Below are 13449 nucleotides of genomic sequence, written 5' to 3'. Positions count from 1 at the left end.
TTTAATTTAGTCCTTCTACTTAGTAACATATCTCTACTCTATTCTCTTACTTTTTTGGCTGTGTTGCTTCTATACATGAAGTGTTGAGAAGAACTAAATTATCTGCTGCAAAAACTGTACAAGAATTGATCAATGTTGCTAAGATAGGCTGAGTCTTATTTAACTTGGCGATCGCCTGTTCTGCTGCTGGCTGATATTGTTGTAACCAAGAATTTTTAGCTATATATTCTGGGACAAATGCTGAACGCTCTAATAGCCAAAAACTTATGTGATATTTTTGAATAAAGTTGTTAATTTGGTTAATATCTTCACTATATTGGGCAGCAATTAAATCAAGCATCCGCCTGTGAAACTGAGCGTAATATTTGGTATGTATTGGTAAAGCATATTCTTTGCCTACTAAAATTTTTCTTTGAGCAAAGATAGGTATATTATCTGCTTCTTCAGATGTAGAGGCTATGACAATATTTTGTGGTTACTTTTGCAAGAAATTATATAATTCTGGAACTTTAGCTTCTACATAAGGGGTTTTAGGAAAAACTTTCAAGCTACTAGGGTAAGAAATCAGCCCTATAAACAAAATTGCTATGGTACTCAAAATTAAATTCTTTCCGCCTCTTTGTCTCAACCATTGCCATACAGCATCTAAAATTAAGGTGATAAAAATTGCGGCGGCTAAAGCAAATACCATCTTAAAAGTATGATGGGTATAGCGGCTAGGCCAGTGCAGTTTAAAAGCAATTAAATGAGCAGTAAAAAACATGATTAAACTAGCTATTACTACCCTTGGTAAGATTTTGATTTTTGTTTGGATTTGCTGAGACAGGGGAAAGTGAGACTTGAATTTGAGGATGATTGGTAATAATAAGCCGAGTAACAATTGTGGAGGTGCAATTAAAGCGAAAAAACCGCTATCTCGACCGTCAAACCAGTAACTAATAATATTATGACTAAAAAAGCTGACTCTGCCTCCATCCCAGTAGTCTGGCATGGTTCTGGCAACAGCAGCAGTAATTACTGGGGCAAATTTTGATGATTGAATAGTATAAGGTAAAATTGTGATGCCGACAACTAGAGTAGCTGCTATAAATAATATAAAAGATTGGCGGTTACGAGAGACAATTATCTGCTTGTTTCGCCAGTCAAATAAGGTTAAAAATACAATTAATAAATCGATAAAAGCTATGATAGGGTAAATTAAAGCTTGCAGGGCGATCGCAATTAATATACCCAACTTAGAAAACCTAATGAAATAATATAAAAACGCCAAAAACAAAGGATAAATAAAATCTCTGGGAGTTCCAGAAAATAAGTCATCATGTAAGCAGAGACTTTGATTTAATAATAATGATGCAATAAATCCCGTCATTGGTATGGGAAATATTTGCAGACAAACTAGAAAGCAATAACTAGTTGTAATTATGCCTAGAAATATCGGGAAAATTTTGCTAAAAAAAACTGGATCGATATTTAAAGCGACAACTATTTTATAAAGCATCCCATATCCAATTGGGGTGATTGATTGAAAATAATCAGCAATTAAATCCTCAGAAAATAAATCTGAGTTAAAGTAACGATATATCCAAGAAATATATTCTCGTGCATCGTCGCTGACTATATATTTACTGCTGAAAGCTTGTCGCACTCCCAGCAGAATATAAATAATAGCAAAAGCTAGACTTAAGCTATACCAAAAAATGACAATCCATCGGGATTGATTTTGATTACTGTTTTGGCTAATGGGTGTTGTGAAAATATTTTGTAATTGTGTAATTAGCACGGAGCAGAACTAGTTAACTATGAGTGTGACCATCGGGCATAATCGCCCCTGCTAAATTAGCACCAATCAACTTCACTAACAAGCGATCGCCAGAACGAATTTTTGCCCCAGTCAAGTCAGCCCCCCGCAAATCAGCACCACTCAAGTCTGCACCAATTAAGTTAGCGTTACGTAAATTGGCTTCTCTGAGATCGGCTAGAAGTAGGTTTGCTCTAAATAAATTGGCTTCTGATAAATTTGCCCCCCGCAAAATTACTTTGTGCATAAAAGTATCGCTGAGGTCTGCACCCGTTAAATTGGCATAACTTAAGTTTCTTCCAGATAAATCTTTGTTACTTAAATTAGCCCGACTGAAATCTTTACCACTCAAATCTGGATTTTGGTTTGGTGTGTGATTGGGAGTTGGTGACGGTCTTTTTGGCTGGGGCGACTGATAGTGTGACGCATTATCATACTTACCATTCGGTTGAGGCGACTGATATGGTGATGCAGCATAATGCTTCCCATTTGGTTGGGGTGATGGATGGGGTGTAGCAGTATGATGCTTACCATTGGTCGAATGACCGTTAAAAGAACGCAATTTATCCCGCGCTTCATTAATGGCTTTGAGCTTTTCTTGAGCTTTTTGTTGCAAGCGGATATTATCTTTGGGAAGGCGGTCAGGATGCCAGACAAAGACTAAATCTTTATAAGCCTGGTTAACTTCGTCAAGTGTTGCACCAGGCTCTAATTCTAATATTCGATAATACCGCTCCAACTCGTTCATAGGATGTTGTTGATAGTCGATTGTCAGACAATTTTAGATTTGAGAATTTAGACTGGTGATTAACCCCACGGATATATTGAGAAAGGATGATGTTGGATTTGCGAATGATTTTACAGATAAATCTGGGGTTTGTACCATCCAGTAATTATGAGTCAGTAGTTATTGTCCCTTTTTATCTGTATCACCGTCATCTTCCTATTTCTCCATTTCGCCACCGATTTATAGCTCTGAAATATGCCGCAACAGGAATTTGATAAACCTCAACAATAATCCACAAAATGATTGATAAATGTGACAAAAAAGTTAATATAGTCCAGATGTATGGTATCCAAGTTAGGGGAGAATCCAGCGATGGGGGAAAATAAAAAGCCACAATGCCAATTAAAGTTGTAGGGAAAAATACAAAAGCGATCGCAGCAAATCCGTAACCCCAACCCAACTCCACACCTTCTAACTGCGCTTCTGTCCAGCTAAAGCCATTCCATCGCCAAACCAAAGGCGGTTGCCGCGAAGGCATTTTGATTTGTTGTTGCTCTATATTCACAGTAAAAATCTCTTGACAAAAATCACAAGCCATAGTCTCCATTAACGGCATTTGTGATATTTTACCGACTCGACAAACTGGACAAGGGTAAGCTTCATGGGTGTCAAAAGATTTGCTGAAGATTTTGGAACTGGGCATAATCAAACTGAGTTTTTCGCAAAAGTATATATGTTGGTGCTAGTTGAATAACCAAGCTGTTTAGGGTTGGCGAGAACGGCTTCGCCTCATTTGAATGTCCTAAAAGCCCTTGTTTCAGTTACCAACTAGCCACAAGCCTCCATTCCCAGAGTTGTAATGAGTCTATCGCTTTTTGATGTCCTGTGGTGCTTGACGTGAGCGATCGCTTTTGTTATCTTGAAGCTCAAGGAAGCTTTATATTCAATTTTGTATCTCATGCCAGCGTATATGTTCAGCAGCAATTACTACTTTTATTTTTGGCGTAAGGCGGTTCACCGGGAGTGAGTCATGTTTCCGATTGGAAACCGCCCGATGAACCGCAGAACTGACTTCTGCGGTTTTTTTGTTTTTAGGAGTATCTGTACAGACAGCACAAATGAAAAAACCAACTGTCACCTGTCACCTATCTTTCTCGAAGTATTGAACATGACGACTAATTTCACAAACTGGTTTTACAGCTTTTACTTTTGGCCTAGAGCAAACTCCGGGTAAATAGCGTCATGCCAATGAGCCAGAACGCGCCCGGAACACTCAGTTTCCGGGCTTTTTTAATTTCAGACTTCAGACTTCATAATTTTCGGAGAATCAAACCATGATTAACGCCAAACTAGCCTCCCAATCTCATCCCAACCACCAAACAATTGTGAAACTTTCCGAGACAGTCGCCTTCGGTGGTGAAGAATTAGTGATTATTGGCGGCCCTTGTACAGTGGAAAGCTTAGAACAAATGGAAACAGTTGCTCAAAAGCTATCATCTGCACCCGTACAAGCCTTACGGGGTGGTGTTTACAAACCCCGCACCTCGCCTTATGCTTTCCAAGGTATGGCTGAAGCAGGATTAGAAGTTTTAGCGAGAGTGCGATCGCTCTACAATATGCCAGTAGTTACAGAAGTTATGGCAATTTCGCAAATTGAAACTGTCGCCGCCTATGCTGATATGCTGCAAATTGGTAGCCGCAACATGCAAAACTTCGACTTACTCAAAGCCTTGGGACAAGTTGACAAACCAATCTTGCTCAAGCGTGGTTTAGCCGCCACCATAGAAGAATTCGTTATGGCTGCTGAATATATCCTCAGTCATGGAAACCCAAATGTCGTGCTGTGCGAACGTGGTATTCGCAGTTTCGACAATTACACCCGCAACGTCTTAGATTTAGGTGCAGTCGCCGCCCTCAAGCAAATCACTCACTTACCTGTGATTGTAGATCCTTCCCATGCCGTCGGTAAACGCGAACTAGTCGCACCTGTCGCCAAAGCGGCTGTAGCTTGTGGCGCAGATGGGTTAATTATTGAGTGTCACCCAGAACCAGAAAAATCCGTTTCCGATGCCCGTCAAGCATTGTCTTTAGAAGATATGGTGAACTTAGTTGATGTTTTAAAGCCCGTAGCAGCAGCCGTTGGGCGCAGAATATCAGAAAACACAGGGGTGGGTTTAAAACCTACCCCTATTTGTTACGCGGCTTAGGATTTTCAACGAACCACAGAGATACAGAGAGAAGTTGCGTGCGCGGGTTCCCCGCGTTGAGCAAACTTCGGGAGGAAGCGGAGAAGTAAGAGTTTAACTCCTAATCCTCTCCACGCCTCTGGTTACTGAGCGACTTGTACCGAGCGTTCGCGTAGCGTCTCCGTCAGGAGAAGTCGAGGTAAGTCGAAGTATGCGCCTCTGGGTGAGATCAATTATTCGTAATTATGCGAGGAAGTCTCAATGGTAAAAACTCCTACTCAACCCATCACGTTAGAGGAATTTCTCAAACTACCAGAAACTAAACCGAGCTTAGAATATATTGACGGTCAAATTATCCAAAAACCAATGCCACAGGGTAAACATAGCGCGATTCAAGGAGAATTTTTCCCTGCTATCAATAATATAGTCAAGCCAAAACGCATTGCTCGTGCCTTTCCTGAATTGCGTTGTACATTTGGCGGACGTTCAATTGTACCTGATATTGTAGTTTTTACTTGGGATAGAATTCCTCGTGATGAAAATGGAGAAATAGCTAATACTTTTGCTCTGGCTCCAGACTGGACAATTGAAATTTTATCTCCTGATCAGAATCAAACGAAAGTCACAAAAAATATTCTTCATTGCTTAAAATATGGAACTCAAATGGGTTGGTTAATTGACCCAGATGAGCAAACTGTCTTTGTTTATCAACCCAAACAAGAAACTACCGTATTTGATGAGCCAGATGCACTTATTTCTGTACCATCTTTTATGAGTGAACTTCAACTTACTGTGAGAGATTTATTTGCTTGGTTATTGTAGGGCGATCGCAATCTTTTGTAGATATGACAAGAACAGCAAGTTTTTCACCTAAATTTCAAATACAACGCCGCGATAAATTTCCGCTATTGGTAAATCAACACCAACAGATTCCAAAGCAATCGAACCCTCTAAACCTTTAAAATCACTCAGCAACCAACCTTGAGTTTGCTTGGTATATTTCTCAACAAAAGGCTCATCCTGTTCAATTAATAAATATTCACTAAAACTAGGAATAGACCGATACATCCGAAACTTATGTTGTCGGTCATAATCTGCGGTACTAGGTGATAATACTTCAACAATTACTGTAGGATTCAATACTTCATCTAAGCGTCCTTCATTTACTTGTGGTTCGCCATCAAAAACCATCACATCTGAATATACACCCCGCCGATATTCAGGAATCCATAGGCGTAAATCGCTGTTAATTGGCTCAAATGAAGTATCGCGCAGCAAAAAGCTAATATAAGTCAAAATGTTTCGACCTATGCGGCTGTGTTTGAGCGTTCCTCCTGGCATTGGGACAATTTCGCCATCTCGATATTCACTGCGTCCTTCGGCTTTTTCTTCAATGGCGCGATATTCATCCAAAGTGTAACGGCGCTTGATTGTGGAAACCATAGTGCATCGTCTCCAGGATAATAAAACTATTTTGTCACAGAACAGTTTGGAATTTTTAAAAGAAATCAGCCATCCACGGCTGGGAACTAGTAAAAATTTCTGTCGCTGCTAATAGTGCTGTTTCTGTCGCATCTAATTTTCCTGCTAATTTTAAAGTATGAGGGTTAAATAAACCCGTATACAAAGAAGCTAATCCTTGAATATCTATCTGTAATTCTCCTTTACCACCTTGCTTAACTTCACCTTTGCCATTAGCAACAGAAAGAATAAATTTATCATTATTAGCCGTTAATAAATCATCTTTAACTGCTAAATGTAATTCGGTTTTTACTCCTAATTTATAACCACGTAATTGTAATGCTTTGTATACATCTACAATCCGCAACATCCAACGATTTTGATGTTGAATTTTGGCGGTTTGTTCTGGTAATACTAATGTCAGAAAATCAATCACCGAACTTTGCCAAGTGACTTTTTTGATTGTAGAACGATGGTTAGCCAAAAAAGACCAGAAAGTTTGTGCCGCAGCATGACTCAAAACTACCCAATCTCGAATTTTAATCACTGTCTGATTTGCCTGAGAATGCTGACTCAAGATAATGTAGCCTTCGGGTTGGTCTTGGTTGCCCATTAAATAACCATAAACAGTTTCTTTTTCTTCTGATTGAGTTAACCTTTGCCAAATACTGGAATGTCGGTCTAAATAACCATGAATTAGTTGTGCCTGTTGTTGATATAGTTGATGTAAGATTTCACAATTCAGGTTTGCAATTGGTTGTAAAGCTAAAGGTGACTTGTGTAAGCGGATATCTTGAGTGGAAATTTCCCAAGTGCAATAGTTACCAGCTTGTTCATATCCGGCTTTGCGGTAAAGTTGTTGTGTCGCGGGATAAAGAACGGAAATGGGGATTTCTTTTGCATAAAGTTCTTGCAGCATATTTTGGATAAGTGCGATCGCAACTCCACCACCGCGATATTCTGGCGCAATTCCCACACCAGCAATCCCCACCATCGGTACAGATTTACCCTCCAACCACATCCCCATCGGTAAAGTCGCTAATCCGCCAGCCACTTTCCCTTCTCGACAAATCACCCGTAAGTTCTCATACCCAATCGATTTCAAGAAACTTTCACTCTCACTAGCAGACGCAACAAAGGCTTGTTCCACAACCAAAGCCAAATGTTTTACGTCTTCCACATTCACAAGGGTCTTGTATTCCAATAAAGGTGTCATCACTTCCACCACAATTAGCAACAAGTTCCTAATATACTACAAAATTAGACAACATAATACAAAAGTGGATATAGCGTAATTGACACCAGGGAAAATAAAAGAGTTTAGGGGATATGAAATTTTCAAACTGATGCTGGAATTTCAATCACAAACTCAGTACCTTGACCGACAACAGAATGACAACTCAACTTTCCATTGTGGATTTCCTCGACAATTTGTCTGGCTATAGCTAAACCTAAACCTGTACCTTGACCCACAGCTTTTGTAGTAAATAAATGGTCAAAGATTTTTTGTTTCACTGCTTCACTCATACCGTTTGCGTTATCAGCAATTGAGATGTGGACATAATTATCTGCAATAAATGTTGTAAGAGTAATTATGTTAGGATTGGTGCTGATTTCCGCAAAACTACGCCCATGATTAGATTCTTCTAAAGCATCAATAGCATTGGCAATAATATTCATAAATACCTGATTTAATTGCCCTGGAAAACATTGAATTTGAGGTAAATTACCGTAGTTAGTGACAACTTCAATTGCTGGACGTTGTTCATTCGCTTTGAGACGATGTTTGAGAATTAATATGGTGCTATCAATGCCTTCATGAATATTAAATGGCACTTTATAGTCTTTATCAGCGCGAGAAAAAGTCCGTAGAGAAGTGCTGATATTTTTTAATCTATCGCAGGCCATGACCATTGCATCCATCATCTTCGGCAAATCTTCCAAGCTATAATCTAAGTCAATTTCTTCAGCATGTGATTGAATTTCATCGCCGGGATTTGGCAGTGCTTCTTGATATAGTTTAATGTGTTTACTCAAATCAGAAATTGTTGGTTGAGCTTGTAAGAGAGTAGCTGAAATAAAACCCAAAGGATTGTTCATTTCATGGGCAACGCCAGCGACTAAATTACCCAATGCAGACATTTTTTCACTTTGGACAATTTGTAATTGTGCTTGTTGTAAATCTCGTAAAGCTTTTTCTAATTCTTGAGATTTTTGCCTAACAGCAGCTTCGGCTTGTTTACGTTCAGTGATATCTAATACCAAGCCATCCCAAATAATTGTTCCATCATCTTGTTTGATAGGACGAGAGACAGCTTGAATCCATTTTAATTTACCAGAAGACGTAATAATTCTACCTTGATATTGCCAAGGCTGTAAGGTTTGTGCAGAGATGGCTACAGACTCATAAAAATAATTTATTTCCTCTGGATGGATCAAAGAAATTAAGTTATTAGCATCTGCTACTGCTGCCTCTGGTAAAACTTCATAAATTCCATAGCATCCAGAACTTACATAGTTAAATGAAGTGATACCATCTACAGAAAGCTGGAATTGATAAATCATCCCTGGTAAATTTTCTGCAAGTCGTAAAAACCGAGCTTCACTTGTTTGTAAATTAGTGTATAGTTGGGCATTTTCTAGAGATATTGCCGCTTGAGTACAAAGTAAATTAATAACTTGTAACCGTTTGGCAGTAAATACACCACTTGTCAATTTATTTTCTAGATAAATAATCCCCACTAAATGACCTTGGTTAATAATCGGACTACATAATATACTCCGGGGTTGATGTGACAACATATATTTCCCGATTAAACCAGGAATATCTGTTTGACAATTGTCGATCACAATTGTTTGTTGGGTATTTTTGACATAGTGAATAATTTTGATGGGAATATCTGGACAATTTTCTAGTGATTTTGCCTCCAGAATAGTTTTTATTTCTTGAGTTTCAGTCAAAGTAGTGGCTCGAACTTGCCAATTATCTTCTTCAGGAAGCAGTAGTACAGCTTTTTTCGCGCCAGAGTTTTCAACAATAATACGAGTGAGACTAGTGATGAGTGTATTTAAATTCAGACAACTAGAAATAGCTTGAGCAGCTTTGAGAGCAGAGGTTAAATCTAGGACATCTGAAATACAGGTGCTGTCACTGCTAGAAGTAGGAGTTGATCGAGAAGTAGAATTACGGGAAATTGTGGCGATAGTTTCTAAAGGATTGAGATTAATTGTTCGCTGTTGCAGAATCAATTGGAGTAATTGGGGATAGTGTTTTTCTAAGTGATCGGTTTTGGCTTTTGCTCCCCAACGAGCGTAACAGTAGTATGCTTCTTGCATATATGTTTGGGCAATTTTTTCTTTACCCCATTCCAGGTAAAATTTAGCAGCGAGTTCATTTGCTAAGGCTTCATCTTGGATATATTCGTAGGTTTTCGCTCCTGCAATGGCGCGATCGTAGTGTTCGATGGCTTCAGTCCGTTGCCCTAAAACCCGATGGCGATCGGCCTCGATCAAGTCCCATCGGTGTTGATGGTTGAATGGAGCCAGAGTTGCCCATCGTTGCAGTTTATCCTGCTGCTGCTGCACACGGGTCAGAATTTGCGATTGCTCTGCTGGGGTAGACTGCTGATATTGCGCCAGTTGCAACAAGGCATCGTAAAAGGAATAGAGGACTAACGAGAAAGTTGCTAACCCACCACCCATATACTCTTCTAGCAAGACAGATGTTTGCGCTGCCTGCTCGTATTGCTCAAACAGGTAGAAGAGAAAGGTTTGATTGAGATAAAAGTGGAAGCATTCAACTTGGTCTGGGTTGGATGTTTGGAGAGATAGGGAATTTTCGCTATAAGCAGAACCAGATAACTGCCAGGGAGCTTCTGTGTGTCCAAGGAGATTGAGTACTACCTGTTGAGCCATTTCCAAATATTTGATAACCACCACCTGCTTGAGGGGATAAACAACCTGATGATAGGCTGCCATCTCGTTTGCCAGACTCGTTAATTCCTTCCCAGCAAAATAGGAGTAGTAACAGTAGGCATGGGCATTGAAGGCAATACATTCCAGATCGCCTGTTTCCAGACCGCTCTGATATGCCTCTCGCAAGGGCTGGAGGAGGTTGTGCAACGGTTCCTGCCAATGGCTAATGAAAAAATTAACGATATAGACAGCCCGGCTTTTGCAGGCTTTTGCCTGAAACTTTTCCATGACACCCAATGCCAGTTGACCAAAGGCATAACCCGATTCTAGATCGCCCATAACACTACAGAGCATCAATCCATAGTCACCGTAGGAGCAGGGCGAAATAGGACTATTACCAGATTGAATTGATAATTCCACTTGCTTGCAAATTAGCAGTGGCAAGAGAGCAGGCATCGCCCGAAAGGAAGATGGCACTAAAACGGTCATAATTTCCATTGCAGCTAAGTGATTGGGATCGCTCATGGCTGGTAAATCAAGCAAACTCAGGGGCGATCGCCCTTGCCATAATTGACCAGTAGTACCAAATGCCTGTCCAATCTCTGCGGGGGTCGGTTGCTCAGGAAATTCCACGCCGAGGGACTTTAAAACCTGCAAGCCAATCTGGAGTGACTCAAGAAGCGGCCCCTGGGCTTTAGCCCCCAGCAGACGGGTTTGCTGGACTGGAACGGTATCCAGCAAAGTGCGGGCGTGCTGCAAGACGAGGTTTGCCCAATGCTCCATCTGCTCAAAATCAGTGTTGAGATAAGCGGCTTCTGCCAGTGCAGTATGGATTGCTAAGGTGAGATTGTAGCGATTCTCCCAAGCATCGTTGGGCAACAGGGAAATGCCAGTGGCGAGATAGTTTACTGCTGCACTATATGCTGTCGAGGTTTTGGCTTTCCGTCCTGCCAGCAAGTTTAATTCTGCTAATTCTTCCCGTTCCTGCGGTGTGGTCAGGAGAGAATGTCCAATATTTAAATGATTAACAATTTCAAACAGTTGTTCTTCCCGCTCACGGGCGGTTGTTTTGCTTAACAAAAGCTGACCGATGTGCAGATGGGTCGCCTGTCGATGTTCTTCGGCAATGAGCGAGTAGGCAGCTTGCTGAATGCGATCGTGCAGAAACCGATAGGTGGGATTGATATTATTCTGTGTGCGAGTCTGTTCTGATTCCCCTAACTGAAAGAACTTATAAATTTGGCTGGTTGGTAAAATTAAGCCTTCCTGCAAGGCTTTCCACAGGACTTTTGCGATGTCTGTAGACGACTGCTCCGAGACGATCGCCAACGTTGCCAAGTCAAACGAGTTACCAATACAAGCTGCTAACTTCAGCACTTGTTGGGTTTCGGTGGGTAATTTCTGCAATTGCAGCGCCATAAACTCCACCACATCATCTGCGATTGTCAGTGCCTCAACTTGGGCAATATCGCATTCCCAATAATGGCGATCGCTGTTAAACGTGATGTAGCCCTCTTCATATAACGCCTTGAGAAACTGGGTGGTGAAGAAGGGATTTCCCTTTGTCTTGCGATCGATGAATTTGGTCAGGGGTTGCGCCAGTTGTGGCGCACAATTGAGCGTATCGGCAACGAGGTGGTTGGTGCTGTCAAATGTCAGGGGAGCCAGGGTCATGGTCTGGACGATCGCCTGAGATTTTTTGAGGTCTTCTACCGTCAAAATAAACGGGTGAGCAGGCGATACTTCATTATCCCGATAGGCTCCCAACACCAGCAGATGGCCATTGTCCTGCATTAATAGTTTCAGCAATTGCAGCGAAGCTAAATCCGCCCACTGCAAATCGTCTAAAAAGATTGTTAATGGGTGATCGACCTTGGTAAAGACGGCAACGAACTTTTGGAACAGCAGATTAAATCGATTTTGAGCCGCACTACCTTCAAGTTCAAGCACCGGAGGTTGTTTTCCAATCACCTGCTCTAGTTCAGGAATCACCTCAATTAAGACTTGTCCACTCTCCCCGACAGCATTCAGAATCTTGGCTTGCCATTGGGCGAGTTGGCGATCAGATTCACACAGCAATTGTCCCATCAAATTACGGAACGCTTGCACAAAGGCAGAGAAGGGAATATTACGATTAAACTGGTCAAACTTACCTTTGATGAAATAGCCGCGCTGTTTAACTATTGGTTTATGTACTTCATTAACTACGGCTGTTTTACCAATTCCCGAAAAACCTGCCACCAACATTATTTCTGATGCACCCTGACTGACGCGATCAAAGGCTTGCAGTAGGGTTTCTACTTGGGTTTCTCTGCCATAAAGCTTATCAGGAAGAATAAAGCGATCGCACACATCCCTACTAGCAATTTTAAAGTTCTGAATTTCACCAATTTCTTTTAGTTGATGTAAACAATTTTCTAAATCAAATCTCAACCCCAATGCACTTTGATAGCGGTCTTCAGCATTTTTCGCCATCAATTTGCCAACTATTTGTGATAGTACATCTGGAATTTGTGGATGAATTTCATGTACTAATTTTGGTGCTTTCGCAATATGAGAATGTACTAAATCCATCGCATCATCAGACTGGAATGGTAACTTGTCTGTGAGTAATTCATAAAAAGTCACACCCAGGGAATAAAAATCTGTGCGATAGTCAATTGGGCGATTCATTCTCCCGGTTTGTTCGGGAGATATATAGGCTAAAGTTCCTTCTAAAACATTGGGATTAACTAGGGTTTGAGTTTCTCTGGGTAGTAAAGATGCAATACTAAAGTCGATTAATTTAACTTGTTTAGTTTCCGGGTTAATTAAGATATTGCTGGGTTTAATATCTTTATGAATAATCCGCTCGTGGTAGAGTACATCTAAGGTGTTACAGAGTGCGATCGCCACTTGCAAAAACTCACCCAGCGACGCTACACAATTCTTAACAAAATAATCCTTGAGGGAAACTCCCCCAAAGTCTTCCATCACTAAAATATAGCCATTTTGGAACGATTTCAGGTTATAGGTTTGGATGATTCCGGGATGGTTGAGATTTTTAGCAATAGTATACTGATTGCGGAATTGTACAAGTTCTCCAAAACTAGGATAAGGATTTTTCAGCAGTTTGATGACTACAGGTAAATTGTCAGTTTCTCGAACTGCTCGGTAAACTACAGTTCTCGAACCATCATAGAGTTTTTCGCCGACTACATACCCAGGAATACTGACTTGAGTGCTAATCATACTGCGTTCAAGTTGAAGAATTTCTTCTTAGTATTCCCAGATTTTTCAAAAAATTTGTGTGTTAGTTTGTTTTTTGTGTCATTTAAGCTACATCTATCCCCGATCCACAGCCCTTACACTCATTCTTAACA

9 protein-coding genes are annotated in these 13449 nt (G+C 40.7%); 2 read left to right on the top strand and 7 right to left on the bottom strand.

The genetic code is table 11. The annotated features are described in order from the left end of the window. Positions 1-46: 46 nt before the first annotated feature. From H6G28_RS21405 to H6G28_RS21390, 4 genes are all read right to left on the bottom strand, one after another. Complete coding sequence (locus tag H6G28_RS21405; protein ID WP_190673953.1) at positions 47-340, bottom strand: hypothetical protein; 294 nt, start codon at positions 338-340, stop codon at positions 47-49. A 135-nt stretch (positions 341-475) separates the two neighbouring features. Continuing rightward, positions 476-1780 (bottom strand): hypothetical protein, encoded by a 1305-nt coding sequence (locus H6G28_RS21400; protein ID WP_190673950.1) that lies wholly within the window; start codon positions 1778-1780, stop codon positions 476-478. A gap of 13 nt (positions 1781-1793) precedes the next feature. Further along, positions 1794-2546, bottom strand: a complete 753-nt coding sequence (locus H6G28_RS21395) for a pentapeptide repeat-containing protein (protein ID WP_190673948.1) — start codon at positions 2544-2546, stop codon at positions 1794-1796. A gap of 187 nt (positions 2547-2733) precedes the next feature. Further along, positions 2734-3228 carry a hypothetical protein gene (locus H6G28_RS21390; protein ID WP_190592695.1) on the bottom strand — a complete coding sequence of 165 codons (495 nt, stop codon included), beginning with the start codon at positions 3226-3228 and terminating at the stop codon, positions 2734-2736. Between the two features lie 631 nt (positions 3229-3859). Here H6G28_RS21390 and aroF point away from each other — a divergent pair. Both aroF and H6G28_RS21380 read left to right on the top strand, forming a co-directional pair. After that, entirely contained in the window at positions 3860-4732 is an 873-nt protein-coding gene (aroF, locus tag H6G28_RS21385) for a 3-deoxy-7-phosphoheptulonate synthase (RefSeq protein WP_190673945.1), read from the top strand. 240 nt (positions 4733-4972) lie between these two features. Beyond that, positions 4973-5533, top strand: a complete 561-nt coding sequence (locus tag H6G28_RS21380; RefSeq protein ID WP_190673942.1) for a Uma2 family endonuclease — start codon at positions 4973-4975, stop codon at positions 5531-5533. Between the two features lie 48 nt (positions 5534-5581). On the opposite strand, the gene H6G28_RS21375 is transcribed toward H6G28_RS21380, so the two are convergent. The 3 genes from H6G28_RS21375 to H6G28_RS21365 form a co-directional block, all read right to left on the bottom strand. After that, positions 5582-6154, bottom strand: coding sequence for a Uma2 family endonuclease (locus H6G28_RS21375; RefSeq protein WP_190673938.1), 573 nt, complete (start codon positions 6152-6154; stop codon positions 5582-5584). A 55-nt stretch (positions 6155-6209) separates the two neighbouring features. Beyond that, complete coding sequence (locus H6G28_RS21370) at positions 6210-7388, bottom strand: GNAT family N-acetyltransferase (RefSeq protein WP_190673936.1); 1179 nt, start codon at positions 7386-7388, stop codon at positions 6210-6212. Between the two features lie 122 nt (positions 7389-7510). Beyond that, complete coding sequence (locus H6G28_RS21365; RefSeq protein WP_190673933.1) at positions 7511-13318, bottom strand: trifunctional serine/threonine-protein kinase/ATP-binding protein/sensor histidine kinase; 5808 nt, start codon at positions 13316-13318, stop codon at positions 7511-7513. Positions 13319-13449: the final 131 nt, after the last annotated feature.

This window comes from Nostoc sp. FACHB-190 (assembly GCF_014696905.1).
Taxonomy (GTDB): Bacteria; Cyanobacteriota; Cyanobacteriia; order Cyanobacteriales; family Nostocaceae; genus Nostoc_B.
Note: the sequence above shows the minus strand (reverse complement) of the source record. Positions and strands in the feature narration are given on the sequence as shown.